The sequence below is a fragment of the Streptomyces sp. NPDC005898 genome, from assembly GCF_040629635.1.
GTDB lineage: Bacteria > Actinomycetota > Actinomycetes > Streptomycetales > Streptomycetaceae > Streptomyces.
Genome location: NZ_JBEXWC010000009.1, coordinates 236,087 through 250,476, shown reverse-complemented (window position 1 = coordinate 250,476; position 14,390 = coordinate 236,087). Strand labels below are relative to the sequence as shown.

14 protein-coding genes are annotated in these 14,390 nt (G+C 71.2%); 4 read left to right on the top strand and 10 right to left on the bottom strand.

What is annotated here, in order from left to right; all coding sequences use genetic code 11:
• Positions 1-49 precede the first annotated feature (49 nt).
• Together ABZ385_RS15765 and ABZ385_RS15760 are read left to right on the top strand one after the other, a co-directional pair.
• On the top strand, positions 50-793 hold the full coding sequence (locus ABZ385_RS15765) for a response regulator transcription factor (protein WP_358583909.1): 744 nt from the start codon (positions 50-52) through the stop codon (positions 791-793).
• Positions 790-2,208 (top strand): HAMP domain-containing sensor histidine kinase, encoded by a 1,419-nt coding sequence (locus tag ABZ385_RS15760; protein ID WP_358911722.1) that lies wholly within the window; start codon positions 790-792, stop codon positions 2,206-2,208. The genes ABZ385_RS15765 and ABZ385_RS15760 overlap by 4 nt, the downstream gene beginning before the upstream one ends.
• A 62-nt stretch (positions 2,209-2,270) precedes the next feature.
• Here the strand turns inward: ABZ385_RS15760 and ABZ385_RS15755 are convergent, their stop codons facing one another.
• The 3 genes from ABZ385_RS15755 to ABZ385_RS15745 form a co-directional block, all read right to left on the bottom strand.
• Positions 2,271-3,971 carry a methylmalonyl-CoA mutase family protein gene (locus ABZ385_RS15755; protein ID WP_358583912.1) on the bottom strand — a complete coding sequence of 567 codons (1,701 nt, stop codon included), beginning with the start codon at positions 3,969-3,971 and terminating at the stop codon, positions 2,271-2,273.
• A 73-nt stretch (positions 3,972-4,044) separates the two neighbouring features.
• The gene (locus tag ABZ385_RS15750; RefSeq protein ID WP_358699872.1) at positions 4,045-4,377 is read right to left on the bottom strand and encodes a DUF3817 domain-containing protein; all 333 of its coding nucleotides are present in this window, start codon (positions 4,375-4,377) and stop codon (positions 4,045-4,047) included.
• A gap of 52 nt (positions 4,378-4,429) precedes the next feature.
• On the bottom strand, positions 4,430-4,939 hold the full coding sequence (locus ABZ385_RS15745; RefSeq protein ID WP_358583914.1) for a MarR family transcriptional regulator: 510 nt from the start codon (positions 4,937-4,939) through the stop codon (positions 4,430-4,432).
• Positions 4,940-5,269: 330 nt separating this feature from the next.
• Here ABZ385_RS15745 and ABZ385_RS15740 point away from each other — a divergent pair, with 330 nt between their 5' ends.
• Positions 5,270-6,313: a glycoside hydrolase family 6 protein gene (locus ABZ385_RS15740; RefSeq protein WP_358911720.1), complete on the top strand. Its 1,044-nt coding sequence runs from the start codon at positions 5,270-5,272 to the stop codon at positions 6,311-6,313.
• Positions 6,314-6,397: 84 nt separating this feature from the next.
• On the opposite strand, the gene ABZ385_RS15735 is transcribed toward ABZ385_RS15740, so the two are convergent.
• The 7 genes from ABZ385_RS15735 to ABZ385_RS15705 all read right to left on the bottom strand — a co-directional run bounded on the left by ABZ385_RS15735 (position 6,398) and on the right by ABZ385_RS15705 (position 13,585).
• Positions 6,398-8,365, bottom strand: a complete 1,968-nt coding sequence (locus tag ABZ385_RS15735) for a kelch motif-containing protein (RefSeq protein WP_358911718.1) — start codon at positions 8,363-8,365, stop codon at positions 6,398-6,400.
• A gap of 3 nt (positions 8,366-8,368) precedes the next feature.
• A complete protein-coding gene (locus ABZ385_RS15730) occupies positions 8,369-10,180 on the bottom strand; it encodes a cellulose synthase catalytic subunit (RefSeq protein ID WP_358911717.1) in 1,812 nt (603 codons plus the stop codon).
• A 497-nt stretch (positions 10,181-10,677) separates the two neighbouring features.
• Positions 10,678-11,286 (bottom strand): TetR family transcriptional regulator, encoded by a 609-nt coding sequence (locus tag ABZ385_RS15725; protein ID WP_358583940.1) that lies wholly within the window; start codon positions 11,284-11,286, stop codon positions 10,678-10,680.
• A gap of 104 nt (positions 11,287-11,390) precedes the next feature.
• Entirely contained in the window at positions 11,391-12,071 is a 681-nt protein-coding gene (locus ABZ385_RS15720) for a DUF4166 domain-containing protein (RefSeq protein ID WP_358583923.1), read from the bottom strand.
• The gene (locus ABZ385_RS15715; RefSeq protein WP_358911715.1) at positions 12,068-12,802 is read right to left on the bottom strand and encodes a hypothetical protein; all 735 of its coding nucleotides are present in this window, start codon (positions 12,800-12,802) and stop codon (positions 12,068-12,070) included. Before ABZ385_RS15715 ends, ABZ385_RS15720 begins: the two co-directional genes overlap by 4 nt.
• A gap of 148 nt (positions 12,803-12,950) precedes the next feature.
• Positions 12,951-13,244 carry an MTH1187 family thiamine-binding protein gene (locus ABZ385_RS15710; RefSeq protein ID WP_358699643.1) on the bottom strand — a complete coding sequence of 98 codons (294 nt, stop codon included), beginning with the start codon at positions 13,242-13,244 and terminating at the stop codon, positions 12,951-12,953.
• Entirely contained in the window at positions 13,241-13,585 is a 345-nt protein-coding gene (locus tag ABZ385_RS15705) for a DUF3817 domain-containing protein (RefSeq protein WP_358583928.1), read from the bottom strand. Before ABZ385_RS15705 ends, ABZ385_RS15710 begins: the two co-directional genes overlap by 4 nt.
• A gap of 166 nt (positions 13,586-13,751) precedes the next feature.
• Here ABZ385_RS15705 and ABZ385_RS15700 point away from each other — a divergent pair, with 166 nt between their 5' ends.
• Positions 13,752-14,390: an AIM24 family protein gene (locus ABZ385_RS15700; RefSeq protein ID WP_358911714.1), complete on the top strand. Its 639-nt coding sequence runs from the start codon at positions 13,752-13,754 to the stop codon at positions 14,388-14,390.

The window sequence follows — 14,390 nt, the reverse complement described above, 5'->3', positions numbered from 1 at the left end:
CGAGGGCGTCTAAGAGGGTTTTAAGAGCCGCGTTTGGCACCGTGGGTCCATGAGCTTCACGAGCCTGACCAGCAGAGGTGGCCCGCCGGGCGCGGGTGGGCCGGTGCCGCACAAGATCCTGGTGGTGGACGACGACCCGGAGGTCCGGGCCGCCGTCGAGGACGCCCTGACGGTCGAGGGCCATCTGGTGCGCGGCGCCGCCGACGGGCATCGCGCCCTCACGGCGGTGGCCCGCTGGGAGCCGGACCTGGTCGTCCTCGACGTGCTGATGCCCGTCATGGACGGCCTCGCCGTCTGCCGAAGGCTGCGCGCCGCGGGCGATCGCACGCCGGTGCTCGTCCTGACCGCCCTGGACTCGGTGAGCGAGCGGGTGGACGGCCTGGACGCGGGCGCCGACGACTATCTGGTCAAGCCTTTCGCGCTGGACGAGCTGGTGGCCCGCGTACGGGCGCTGCTGCGGCGCGCGTCACCGGAGCCGCCCGCGGGCGACGGCGACGACCTGAGGTACGACGATCTCGTCCTGGACCCGGCCACCCGCACCGGCCGCCGGGGCGGGCGCCGCGTCGAGTTCAGCCGCACGGAGGCCGTCCTCCTGGAGCTGCTGCTGCGCAACGCCGGGCAGGTCCTGCCGCGCGAGCTGATCCAACGGGCGGTGTGGGGCCGCGACTTCGGCCCTGACTCCAACTCCCTGGCGGTGTATGTCGGTTATCTGCGCCGCAAGCTGGAGTCGGGCGGCGAACCGCGGCTGGTCCACACCGTGCACGGGGTCGGCTACCGGCTGGGCTCCCCGTGAGCGCCCGGCGCGGGCTCGGTGCGCGCTGGCGCCGCCGCAGGCCGCTGCGCACCCGGCTCGCGGTGGCCGCGGCGGCGGCCGTGGCGCTGGTGGCGGTCGGGGTGTGCGTCGCCGCGTTCGTGGTGATCCGCTTCAAGCTGTATCAGCAGCTCGACCAGAACCTCGCCCAGTCGGCGACGCTCATCGCCCAGCAGAACCGCGACGAGGGCCCCGGCGTGCTGACCGGCCAGTGCCGGTTCCTCGGCGCGCCCGCGTGTTCGCAGATCGTCCCCGCAGACTCCGCCGAGGACCCTGGTGAGGCCTATCTGCTGCCCGTGTCCGGGGCGACGCGCGCGGTCGCGTCGGGGCAGCGGGCCCCGTACTACGCCAACTTCACGCTGCCCGGCGGGAAGCCGGGCCGGATGTACACGACCACCTTCGGCTCGGGCGTGGCGGTGCAGGTGGCGTCGCGGGCCGACATCGCCGAGCGCGGGGTGCGCCAGGCGGCGGGGCTGCTGCTCGCGGTGGGCGGCGCGGGCGTCCTGCTCTCGGCGGTCGGCGGCTACTGGGTCTCGCGCACCGGTCTGGCCCCGATCACCCGGCTCACCGCCACGGCCGAACGCATCGCCGCCACGCGGGACGCCCGGCACCGCATCGAGCTGCCGCCGGGCCCGCCGACCCGCGAGGGCCGCCGCAAGGGCCGTAGCGGTCGGGAGGACGAGGTCACGCGGCTGGCCGCCACGTTCAACACGATGCTCGGCGAGCTGGAGGAGTCGGTCGCGGCCCGCCGCCGGCTGGTCGCGGACGCCTCCCACGAGCTGCGCACGCCGCTGACCGCGCTGCGGACGAACGCCGAACTCCTCGCCCGCGCCGACCGGTTGACGGCCGCTCAGCGGGAGCGGGCGGCCGGGGCGCTCGGCCGGCAGCTGCGGGAAGTCACCGGTCTGGTCAACGACTTGATCGAGCTGGCCAGGGACGAGGAGCCGCGGCCCCTGGTGGAGGAGGTGCGGCTCGCCCCGCTGGCCGCGCACGCGGTGGAGGCGGCGCGCGAGCACTGGCCCGCGATCCCCTTCACGCTCCACGTCGCCCCCGAGGCGGCGGGCCTCTGCGTCCCCGGCGTACCGGCGCGGCTGTCCCGGCTGCTCACCAACCTCCTCGACAACGCGGCCAAGTTCAGCCCGCCGGGCAGCCCCGTGGAGCTGTCCCTGCGCGCCACGGAGTTGACCGTGCGCGATCACGGCCCGGGCATCGCGGAGGAGGACCTGCCGCACGTCTTCGACCGCTTCTACCGCGCCGAGAGGGCCCGCGCGCTGCCGGGCTCGGGCCTGGGGCTCGCGATGGCCCGCCAGATCGCGCACGCGCACGGCGCGGAGCTGACGGCGGAACGGGCCCCGGGCGGCGGCGCCCTGTTCCGCCTCGCCCTGCCCGCGCCGTAGCCCCACCCGTCGCCCGGGCAGAAGACCTGGCCCGCCCGCCTTCGCGCCGCGCCCGGCTGCGGCTAGAACCCGGGCGGTTCCGTGTAGACGCCCCACTCGTCCCGCAGCACCCCGCAGATCTCCCCGAGGGTCGCCTCCGCGCGTACCGCCTCCAGCATGGGGGCGATCATGTTGGAGCCGTCCCGCGCGGCGGCCAGCATGGCGTCGAGCGACGCCCGCACCCGCGCGTCGTCCCGTCCGGCCTTGCGCTCCGCCAGCTCCCGCACCTGCTCCCGCTCGACCTCGTGGCTGACCCGCAGGATCTCCAGGTCGCCGGTGACGGAACCCTCGTGGCAGTTGACGCCGACGACGCGCTTGTCGCCCTTCTCCAGGGACCGCTGGTACTGGAAGGCGGACTCGGCGATCTCGCCGGTGAACCAGCCGTCCTCGATGCCGCGCAGGATGCCCGAGGTGATCGGCCCGACGGGGTGCTGCCCGTCGGGGCGGGCCCGCCGGCCCCGCTCCTTGATCTGTTCGAAGATCTTCTCGGCGTCGGCCTCGATGCGGTCGGTGAGCTGCTCGACGTACCAGGAGCCGCCGAGCGGGTCCGCGACGTTGGCGACGCCGGTCTCCTCCATCAGGACCTGCTGGGTGCGCAGCGCGATCTCGGCGGCCTGCTCGCTGGGCAGGGCGAGCGTCTCGTCGAGGGCGTTGGTGTGCAGGGAGTTCGTCCCGCCGAGGACCGCGGCGAGGGCCTCGACGGCGGTGCGGACGACGTTGTTGTACGGCTGCTGGGCGGTGAGGGAGACGCCGGCGGTCTGCGTGTGGAAGCGCAGCCACTGGGCCTTCTCGGTGCGTGCCCCGTACTCGTCGCGCAGCCAGCGGGCCCAGATGCGGCGCGCGGCGCGGAACTTGGCGATCTCCTCGAAAAAGTCGACGTGCGCGTCGAAGAAGAAGGAGAGGCCGGGCGCGAAGACGTCGACGTCGAGTCCGCGGCTGAGGCCCAGCTCCACGTACCCGAAGCCGTCCGCCAGGGTGTACGCCAGCTCCTGCGCGGCCGTCGCCCCGGCCTCCCGGATGTGGTAGCCGGAGACGGACAGTGGCTTGTACGCGGGGATGTCGCGCGCGCAGTGCTCCATCAGGTCGCCGATGAGGCGCAGGTGCGGCTCGGGCTGGAAGAGCCACTCCTTCTGCGCGATGTACTCCTTGAAGATGTCGGTCTGGAGCGTGCCGTTGAGCACGCCCGGGTCGACGCCCTGGCGCTCGGCCGCGACGAGGTACATGCAGAAGACGGGCACGGCGGGCCCGCTGATCGTCATGGAGGTCGTGACGTCGCCGAGCGGGATGTCCTTGAAGAGGACCTCCATGTCGGCGGCCGAGTCGATGGCGACGCCGCAGTGGCCGACCTCACCGAGCGAGCGGGGGTCGTCGGAGTCGCGGCCCATGAGGGTCGGCATGTCGAAGGCGACGGAGAGCCCGCCGCCGCCGTTGGCCAGGATCATCTTGTAGCGCTCGTTCGTCTGCTCGGCGTTGCCGAAGCCGGCGAACTGACGGATGGTCCACGTCCTGCCCCGGTACCCGGTGGCGTACAGGCCGCGGGTGTAGGGGTACTCCCCGGGCCAGCCGATCCGCTCGAAGCCCTCGTACGTGTCACCGGGGCGCGGCCCGTAGACGGGCTCGACCGGGTCGCCGGAGAGCGTGGTGAAGTCCGCGTCGCGCTTGCGGGCCTTGTCGTAGCGGGCCTGCCAGCGGAGGCGGCCTTCCTCGATCGCTTCAGCGTCCATACCCCCGAATTTACTAGGACGTCCTAGTAAATGTCGATGGCTGACCGCCACGGGTTGCCCGTGGCGGCGGGGATCAGGCCTTCGCGGTGAGCGGCGAGCCGTCGGCGATCAGCGGCTCGACCTCGCGGACGACCTTGCGCTCGACGAAGAACGCGGCCGTCGGGATCGTGCCGGAGACCAGCACCCACAGGAGCTTGCCGAACGGCCACTTCGCCTTGGAGCCGAGGTCGAAGGCGAAGATCAGGTAGATGATGTACAGCACGCCGTGGATCTGCGACACGACGAGCGTCAGACCCTCGCCCTTGCCGAAGCCGTACTTGAAGATCATGCACGCGCACAGCACGAGCAGCATCACGGCGGTGACGTAGGCCATCACCCGGTAGCGGGTCAGCACGCTGGATTTCATGCCTCCGAGCGTAACCGCCCGATTTGCGCGATCTTCGCCGACCCCGCCGCTCCTACTTCTCCTCGAAGTCCCGCGCCGCCACCCGCAGCGGCCGCAGCATCGCGAAGATCTCCCCGCACTCCTCCGCGTCGTACACCCCGAGCCCGAAGTCCATCGCCATCAGCTCGCGCGTGGCGGCCTCGACGACCTCGCGGCCCTTCGGCGTGATGGAGGCGAGGGTGCCCCGCCCGTCGTTCGGGTTCGGCCGCTTGTCGACGAGGCCGGAGCGCACGAGCCGGTCGACGGTGTTGGTCACGGACGTCGGGTGCACCATCAGCCGCTCGCCGATCTTGGACATCGGCAACTCGCCGGCCTGCGAGAAGGTGAGCAGCACCAGCGCCTCGTACCGCGCGAAGGTCAGTCCGTAGGGCTTGACGACCGCGTCGACCTCGGCGAGCAGGATCTGGTGCGCCCGCATGATCGAGGTGATCGCGCCCATGGCCGGGACCGATCCCCAGCGCTGCTTCCAGAGCTCGTCGGCGCGGGCGATGGGATCGAAGGGAAGGCTGAGCGGCTTCGGCACGCCAAAGACCTTACCCGCCGGTCATATGCTGGTCAGCCCCGTCTCGCGATTCGGTCATATGTTCCCCCGCGTCCTCCGGCGTACGGCTGCGGGCCCTCCCCGGGTCCCGCGTGCGCCGCACCTCCAGCGCCAGGAGGAGACAGCAGAGAGTGCCGATACCCCCGGCGCCCGCGACGACCGTGCTCACCGCGCTGAACTCGGCCGCGGCGCGGGGCTGGGCCGAGCGGGACCGCGCTCAGCACCGGGGGCGGTGTGGCACAAGAGCGTGAATAGTTCTTTATGTCACGATTGCCGGGCTGACTGATCGTCACCGTCGCCCAAGGGGTCTGGATGCATCGGCTGCTCCGCACGTTCACCGCGCTCACGGCTCTCGCCGCCATCGGGCTCACGGCGGGCTGCTCGTCCGGGTCCGGGTCCGGGGCGGACTCCGCCAGGTCCGCGGGCGCCGACGCCTCCGGCCCCTCCACCGCCCGGGCGAAGCGGGCGCCGCACTCCTTCTGGGTCGACCCCGACAGCCCCGCCGCGCGCCAGGTCGCGGAGTGGGAACGCCAGGGCCGGACCCAGGACGCCGAGGCGCTCAGACGGATCGCCGAGCAGCCCGTGGCGGTGTGGCCGGCCGGGGACGACCCGGCGCACGACATCACCGAGGCGACCCGGGGCGCGGCCAAGGAGGGCCGTACCGCCGTCCTCGTCGCCTACAACATCCCGCACCGCGACTGCGGTCAGCACTCCGCGGGCGGCGCGAGCAGCGCCGACTCCTACCGGAGCTGGGTGGACGCCTTCGCCGACGCGATCGGCTCCGCCCCCGCCCTGGTCGTCCTGGAGCCCGACGCCGTCCCGCACATCGTGGACGGCTGCACCCCGGCCGAGTACCACGCCGACCGCTACCAGCTGCTCTCCGAGGCGATCCAGCGGTTGAAGCGGCAGCCGAAGGTCAAGGTGTACCTCGACGCGGGGAACCCCGGCTGGATCACCGAGGCGCACAAACTGTCCGAGCCGCTGCTCCAGGCGGGCATCGCCCAGGCCGACGGCTTCTCGCTGAACGTCTCGAACTTCCAGAGCGACGAGGTCACCAAGGCGTACGGCCGCACGCTGTCGGCGACCGTCGGTGACAAGCACTTCGTCATGGACACCAGCCGCAACGGCCGGGGCCCGCTGGCCGGCGGCCGCCGGGACGCGTGGTGCAACCCGCCGGGGCGGGGCCTCGGCACCCCGCCCACCGACCGCACGGGCGACCCGCTGCTGGACGCCGTCCTGTGGATCAAGCGGCCGGGCGACTCGGACGGCCCGTGCCGGGGCGGCCCGGCGGCGGGGCAGTGGTGGCCGGACTACGCCCTCGGCCTCGCGCGCAACGCGAAGAAGAAGGAGGCGTGAGCCGCCCGCTCGGGCGCGAGCAGTCCGCTCAGGCATGAGCCTCCGCTCAGTCGTGAGCCGTCCGCTCGCTCATGATCCACCCGGTCAGCCCTTCGGGCCCACGTGGATCCACTTCGCCTCCGAGGACGTGCCGTCCGTGTCGGTGACGAACAGCATGTACCAGCCCGGCGGCACCAGGGCCGCGTCCCCGCGGGGCACGTCCACCGTCACCGCCCCCTTGGCCTTGGTCACGCCCAGCGCGATCGAGCGCTGCTCGACGTCGGTCGTGTGCGTGACCGCGCTCGGCCGCATGAGCCGGGCGGAGGCGATGGTCTCGGGGCGGTCGGTGCGGAACGTGGCGCGGCCGTCCGGCGGCAACTGCGCGGGTCCGTCGGCGAGCACCGGGCGGTTCTTGCCGCCCCGGTGCAGCGCGGGCGGGGTGAAGACCTCCATGCGCTGCTCGAAGTGGCCGAGCTTGGTGTTCTGCTCGTTGTCGAAGAGCGGGTCCGAGCCGAAGGTGACGACCCGGCCGTCGGGCAGGAGCAGCGCCTCCGAGTGGTAGTTGCGGCCCACCCTGGGCGCGGCCGCCTCGCGGAAGGCGTTCTGCTTCGGGTCGTAGAACTGCGCCTTGAGGATGTTGCTGGCGCCGCGGCCCCGGTAGTCGGAGGAGCCGTTGGAGGTGAACACCGTGTCGTCCGGCATGAGCACGCTGTTCAGGTAGCGGGTGCCCTGGGGCAGGCGCGGCCCGGTCTTGAAGGACGGGTTCTCCTCCTTGAGGTCGATCACGGCCGTGCGGCGCGTCGCCTTGTCGGATTCGCCCACGCCCCCGCCGCCCATGATCATCACCTTCTGCTCCTGCGCGGGCGGCAGCAGCACGGACGCGGACGTCTCGGTCTGGTCGGTGTCGGTCAGTCCCGGCACCTTCTCGAACTTGTTCGTCCGCAGGTCCCACAGGCCCGGCTCACGGCCCTGGTCGGCGGGGCCGTAGCCGGCGTTGGACGCCGGGTAGAAGAGCTTGCCGCCCTTGGTGAGGAAGAGCGCGGGGTAGGTCGGGAAGTACCGCTTGGGGCCGTCCGTCCACTTCTTCGTCCGCGGGTCGTAGATCTCGTTGTCCCCGGGGTCGATCACGCCCACGTCGTCGAGCCCGGAGACGGCGAGCACCTTGCCGTCGTCCAGACCGACCAGCGTCGGGTACCAGCGGGCCTTCTTCATCGGGTCGACCTGGATGTACCGCTCGGCCCTCGGGTCGAACTCGTACGCCGCCTTGATGCCCTGGAAGTCCTGCTTCTCCATGTCGAGCTTCTCGGCGATGCCGTACGTGTTGTCGGCCTCCTTGCCGGTCAGGCCCTCGATCTCGTACTGCGCCGACTTCTCGTTGACCGACTGCTCGCCCGGCCTGACCGCCTCGACGAAGACGCGCGCCTCACTCGCCTTGACCTTCGTCTTCCACGGCTGCATCACACCGGACTTGGAGTACGTGATCTCGTAGTTCCGCTTGGCCCTCGGGACCTCGACGTCGAACTTGCTGACGTACTCGATGCCGGACGGCGAGCGGAACTTGGTGCCCTTCTTGAGGCGTATGCCCTTGTCGGGGTTCTCGTTCTTCACGCGCATGCCGCCGCCGGCCCGCTCCACCTCGCCGTCGAGCAGCTCATAGCGCGCGGTGCCGCCCGCCACCAGGAGACGTCCGTCGGGGAGCTGGGCGTGTCCGGAGCAGAAGAAGTCCTCGGGGGTCTCGATCTTCTTGAACGTGTCGTTCTTCGGGTCCCACAGGACCGTGTCGAACGACCCGGCGTCGAACTTCTTCTGCTCGTTGCCCGAGCCCGCGACGATCAGCACCTTGCCGGTGTGCAGGAGGGCGGCGTGGATGGCGTTGGTACGGAACTCCTTGGGGATGTCGACCTGCTTCCAGGAGCCGTACTTCGCCTTGTAGCCGGGCCGGGAGATCTTGTACTCGTAGTACTGCTCCTCGGCGAAGGAGAGCGCCGCCGGGGCGTTCAGTCCGACGAGCAGCGCGCCCGCGCCGACTCCGATGAGTGTCTTCCTCGTACGCCTTGAGGGTCGGTAGGCCATGGCTCAGTTCCCTCCTGTCGTCGTGCCGGTCGCGAACGCCGGCTCGCCCTCGGCGTCCGGCGCGGGCTGTCCGGCCTCCAGCCGCTCCTCGCGCTCCGGACCGGCCTGGCGGGCCGCCCTGCGCTCCTTGACGACCGTGCCGATCCACACCGCGACCGGTGCCAGGGAGATGGCCATCGCGAGGACGGCCCAGGTGCGCATCGCCGCGTGCGTGTGGCCGAGCACGAAGGAGGCGGCCAGCGAACCCGCCAGGAGCACCGCCCAGAACAGGTGGATGCGGAAGGTCAGCAGCCGGTCGGGGCTCGCGTCGCCGCCCTTGGGCGTGACCACGAAGCGGCTCGGGCGGCGGACCAGAGCCGCGCCGAGCGACTTGGCGTAGATGGGCGCGGAGAGCGCCGACATCGCCATCCCGGCGAGGCCTCCGGAGCCCTCCGGCTCGTGCGGGGAGACGTTGTGGCGGCGGTTCCACAGGTAGAGGCCGATCTGGAGGGCGGCCGCGTCGCTGTAGAGCATCATCCAGACGGAGGCCGCGACCTGGGTGCCGGACGCCCCGAACCACAGGAACAGGACGCAGCTGAGGATGCCCAGCAGCCAGTTGACGGCCGTCATCGGGTAGTACACGAGCATCAGCGTGTACGAGAACAGCCGCCCGGGCGGCATGGTGAAGGGCGCCTTCCAGTACTGCTTGAAGAGCGTCTCGTAGGTGCCGCGCGACCAGCGCATCTGCTGGGTGAAGAAGTCCGTCCAGGAAGCCGGGCCCTCGCCGACGGCCAGCACGTCGGGGGTGTAGACCGAACGCCAGTGCTTCTGGGTGGCCGGATTGCGGCGCCGGTGCAGTTCGAAGCCCGTCGCCATGTCCTCGGTGATCGAGTCGTACAGGCCGCCCACCTGGGTGAGCGCGCTGACGCGCACGACGTTGTTGGTGCCGACGAACATGGGCGCCCGGTAGCGGTTGCCCGCGCGCTGGATGAGCGCGTGGAAGAGGAACTGCTGGGACTCGGCGGCCTTGGTCACCGGCGTCTCGTAGTTGCCGTAGACCTGCGGTCCGACGACGAACGCCACGTCCGGGTCGCGGAAGTAGCCCATCATCCGCTCCAGGAAGTTGGGCAGCGGCACGTGGTCGGTGTCGACGGAGGCGAAGAAGTCGTACTCCGCGTGGTGCATCGCGAGCCACGCGTTGTAGTTGCCGTGCTTGGTGCGGGCCTTGTGGGGGCCCTTGTCGCGGTTCCACTCCGGTACACCGAGGCGGGTGAAGTGGCGCACGCCCAGCTCTTCGCACAGGGCCTTCGCGGCGGGGTCGTCACCCTCGTCCAGGAGCCAGACGTGGAGGGGGCCCCTGTGGTGTATCCGGACGGCGCCCTCAAGAGTGGCCCGGACCATGGAGAGAGGTTCCTTGCCGGGGACGTACGTGGTGAGGAAGGCGACGCGGGTGCCTTCTTCGGGGGTCACCGGTATCGGGTCGCGGGCGACCATCGTGGCGTGCGCGATCGATACGACGTTGACCAGCATGAAGAGCTCGATCAGGCCGATCGCCACGAGCATGGTGATGTCGAGGCCGATGAGCCAGCGTTCGCCGCCCTCGCGTTCGGTCCAGTGCGTCGGCCACACGAGGTAGACGAGCAGCAGGCCGGTGAGCAGGGGCGCCAGCGTCATCAGGAGCACGGCGCGTATTCGGTGGGGCTCACTGGAGAGGAGCTTGCGGTACTGCACCCGGTAACCGCCGCCCTCGCCGTTCCCGCCGCCGCCCGGGGGCTCGGTGAGCGGTCCGGCGAGCGTGCTGTGGGTGTCGTAGTCGTAGCCCTCCGGCTGCCGCACAGCGCCCTCCAGTGTTCTGGTGATCGACCCGATACCCCCACAAAAGTGGAATTCCACCGGCATGTCGACCTGGACGCGTCCGTGCGAGGGGTTTCCGGGGGGGGGGGGAGGCTGCGGAGGCGTTCGCCCCTACGTGACCAACCCGACGCGGGGAAACACCACCCGCCTGCTCCGAGGTGGCCGCCTCGGCGCCGGAAACTCCCACCCGCCTGCCCCGACGTGGCTGGCATGGCGCGGGCAACACCCACCCGCTGCTCCGACGTAGCCGGCATGACGCGGGCCCCCCGTGCCCCGACGTGCCCGGAATGACGCGGGGATACATCCACCCACCTGCCCCTACGTGGCCGACAGGACTCGGGGATACACCCACCCGCTGCCCCTACGTGGCCGCCCCGACGCGGGGATACGGGTGGGTGGGTGGGAAACATCCGCCGCGAAGCGGCGGCCCAGAAAAACCGAACCCCCCACACAGGCAAGCGGAGAAGAGGGAGAAGAGCCTAGGCCCGCGCAGACCGACGAAGCCGATGCCGAACGGCCCGCTGCGCAAGAGGCCCAAGCTCCTCAACGGCACTCACCAAAAGGGCCAACTGCTCCAACGCGGCCAACGCCCGCTCCGTACCCTCCGCATCAACCCCCTCATACAGCTCAAGCCCCACGAACGACGCCCCGACCGCCCGCGCGAGCCCGACAGGATCGGTGAACTCCCCGAGGGGCGACGCGGAGAGGACCCGCGTCAGTACCTTCTCGATCTCCTCGATCCACAGCGCGAGCCCCGCCGCCGTAGCCACGGCCAGCCGCGCCTGCGTCTGCGCCCCGGCGAGCAACTGCCCGAGGACGGCGACGTGCCCGGCGTCCCGCTCCTCCTCGTGCATCTCCCGCCCGAAGGCGAGCAGCCCGGCGAGGGAGTCGATCCCGGCGAGCCGGTCGCGGTAGCGGGCCACCCGCTGCTCGGTCCCGTGCCGACACGCCTGCGCGAGCAGGTCGTCGACGGAACCGAAGTGGTAGAAGACCAGCGCCTGGTTGACGCCCGCCGCGGCGGCGATGTTCCGCGCCGACGCCTTGGCGATGCCCTGCTCCGTGAGCGTCCGCAACGCCCCTTCGAGCAGCTTCTCCCGAGTTTCCTGCCCTTTGACGGAGTCCTTGACGGAGTCCTTGGCGGGGTCCTTGGCGGAGCCTTTCGCAGAGCCCGCCACGGGGTCCTTGCCCGCGCTCACGCCCGCGCCTCCTCACGGACGGGCCGCAGCCCGGCCCGCACCCCACACGCACGGACGTCCGTGTACGTGGCCCTGAAGGACCCCTCGTAGCCGAAGAGCGGCCCGAAGTGCCGGTTCACGACCCGGACACGGATCCGGAAGCACCCGGCCTTGTCGTCGTAGGACTCCCTAACCTCGGCGTCCGCGCCGATCAACGACGGGACACGGCAGTCCACCGGCCCTTCCCGGAAGCGGTGCTCTCCGGAGCGGATCACCAGCGAGCCGTCGGCCTCGGCCGAGAAGTACAGGTCGCTGGCGAGGTGCTGGTGCGTGCCGAGATAGTCGAGCACCCGGTCCCCCTTGGGGCTCAGGACCATCTGGGCGTCGAAGCGGCGGGGCCCGCCGGGCAGGTCGAAGGTGCGCACGAAGCTCACCGTCTCACGGCCGTACGTGTCGACGTACGGCACGTTCTCGATCACGAAGGGCACGTCGCGGCCCTGGCGCGGGACGAGGATGTTGCGGGTGCCGCCGGCCGCGAGGAACGGCTTCACGAAACCCCGGCCGTGCCAGACGCGCTCCATGACGCCCCGCCCGACGCAGGCCTCGCCGCTCGCCAGGCCCACGGAGAAGCGGCGGCGCAGCTGCGGGTGGAGCCGGTGGAAGTCGTCCCCCAGCACCGTCTCGAAGATCGACGTCATGACGGCTCCTTGACGGTGGCGAGGGTGGAGAGGGTGGAGAGCACGCGGGGCGCACGCGTGCGTGCCGGTGGGGTGCGCAGGCAGCGGCGGGCCGCCGGGGTAGTCGGCAGCGGCGGCAGGATCACCGCGAGCGCGGCGGCGGCGAGGGCCGTCATGGGGGCGAACAGGACGGCCGCCGTCACGCCCAGCAGGCGCAGGGCGACGTCGGCGACGGCGTTCAGGAGGGCGCGTTCCGGGGTGATGCCGCGCTCCAGCCAGAGCCTGAGCCGGTCGAAGGACCAGGCCGTGGCCCAGCCCATCAGCGGCCGGAAGGCGGCGCGGTCGGCGAGCGCCCCGAGCCGGCCCCAGCGCGGGCGGTAGTCGTACCCGGTGAGGAAGCGGATGCCGTCCGCCTCATGGCCCTCCCCCTGGCCCTCCTCCGGTACGTAGCGCCAGTAGCCGCTGCCCTCTTCGAGGAGGGAGAGCGGGTGCGGGCACGCGAAGCGCAGCGCGGAGGTGCGGGTGCCGTCGGCGCGTCGTTTCTCCCCGGCGCTGACACCGGTGCCGGCGATCGTGAGGAAGGGCAGCACGCGCGTGGCGTACCGGAAGTGCTGGGGCTCGCCGTCCGCGCACGGCAGGTAGGTGATCTCGGTGAAACGCAGATCCCAGCGCTGGTGGAGAGCCGGCTCCTGGGTGTGCTTCCAGAGGTCTTCCAGATCGGCGCGTATCCGTGCCTCGATGTACAGGCTCACGGTAATCCCCCACGTCAGCGCATTATTGAGCGAGTGCTCAACTGAAGGTACAGCTGTTTGAGCAGTCGCTCAAGTCAGCGGGCAGGGAAAAGCCCCCACCCGTAGGGCGGGGGCTTCGTGGCGCGCGCGGGCACCGGCAGGGCAGGGGTCAGGCGGAGAGGTGGCGCTCCACCGTCTCGACCTTGGAGGTGAGGCCGTCGCTCACCCCGGGGCGGATGTCCGCCTTCAGGACGACGGAGACGCGGGGCGCCCGTGCCTCCACGGCGGCGACCGCCCGCTTGACGACGTCCATCACCTCGTCCCACTCGCCCTCGATGGAGGTGAACATGGCATCGGTCCGGTTGGGCAGGCCCGACTCGCGGACGACGCGGACGGCGTCGGCGACGTACTCGCCGACGTCCTCACCGACGCCGAGCGGGGTCACGGAGAACGCGACGATCATGCGTTGACGATCCCTTCCTTGCGGGCGCGCGAGGCGATGACCGCGGACTCGGCCTCGCGCTTCAGCTTGCGCTCGGCGAAGAATCCGCCGGTCGGCAGGACGGAGAGGACGAAGTACAGGGCGGCGGTCTTCAGGTCCCACTTCGCGCGGTTCCAGGCGTCCAGCCAGAAGACCACGTACAGCACGAAGAGCACGCCGTGGATCATGCCCATCGCCGGCACGGCGTTGAACTCCGTGGTCCGCTTGAGCACCGAGCAGACGAGCAGCAGCAGGAAGGAGACGGCCTCGGGGGCCGAGACCAGGCGGAGGCGGCGGAGTGCGGAAGCGGTCTTGATGTCCACGGGTCACCTTCGGTGAGGGGGGCGGCGGGCGGGCTGCGCGCTCGGCGGCGCCGATCTTGTGAACGCGCGCACAAGCGACCCCCATTGTGACATCGGGGAAGTCTCGGGGTTCGCTCAGGGGCCTTCACCCTGTTCTGGGTGGGTACGCGGGGGCTACCGTCGATTCGTGGCTACATTCCGGCTCCAGGGGAGCAGAGTGCTCGCCGTCGACATGACCGGCGACGCGGTGAAGGCGAAGAACGGCTCGATGGTCGCCCATGACGGCCAGATGGCCTTCAAAAAGCTGTCCGGCGGCGGCGAGGGCATACGCGGCATGGTGACGCGCCGCGTCACCGGCGAGCAGATGACGGTGATGGAGGTGAAGGGACACGGCACGTGCTGGTTCGCCGACCGGGCCACCGAGATCAATGTGGTGCGGCTGCGCGGCGAGAAGCTCTACGTCGAGGCGAGCAATCTGCTGTGCACCGACGCCGGCCTGCGCACGGGCACCAGCTTCACGGGCCTGCGCGGCGCGACGCAGGACAATGGCCTGTTCACGACGACCGTCGAGGGCACGGGGCAGGCGGCGATCGTCTCCGACGGGCCGGCCGTGGTGCTGCGCGTCTCGCGGGAGTATCCGCTCACCGTCGACCCGGGGGCGTACATCGCGCACCAGGGCGACCTGCGCCAGAGCTTCCAGTCCGGGGTCACGTTCCGCACCTTCCTGGGCGAGGGCGGCGGCGAGGCCTTCCAGATCCGCTTCGAGGGCGACGGCCTGGTCTACGTCCAGCCCAGTGAGCGCACGACGATCGCGGGGGACGTCTGA

Excerpts from the sequence above, each read along its gene's own strand:
- ABZ385_RS15765 (WP_358583909.1), top strand. The coding sequence starts at position 50 with ATGAGCTTCACGAGCCTGACCAGCAGAGGTGGCCCGCCGGGCGCGGGT.
- ABZ385_RS15755 (WP_358583912.1), bottom strand. The coding sequence starts at position 3,971 with ATGGACGCTGAAGCGATCGAGGAAGGCCGCCTCCGCTGGCAGGCCCGC.
- ABZ385_RS15750 (WP_358699872.1), bottom strand. The coding sequence starts at position 4,377 with ATGAAATCCAGCGTGCTGACCCGCTACCGGGTGATGGCCTACGTCACC.
- ABZ385_RS15740 (WP_358911720.1), top strand. The coding sequence starts at position 5,270 with ATGCATCGGCTGCTCCGCACGTTCACCGCGCTCACGGCTCTCGCCGCC.
- ABZ385_RS15735 (WP_358911718.1), bottom strand. The coding sequence starts at position 8,365 with ATGGCCTACCGACCCTCAAGGCGTACGAGGAAGACACTCATCGGAGTC.
- ABZ385_RS15720 (WP_358583923.1), bottom strand. The coding sequence starts at position 12,071 with ATGACGTCGATCTTCGAGACGGTGCTGGGGGACGACTTCCACCGGCTC.
- ABZ385_RS15710 (WP_358699643.1), bottom strand. The coding sequence starts at position 13,244 with ATGATCGTCGCGTTCTCCGTGACCCCGCTCGGCGTCGGTGAGGACGTC.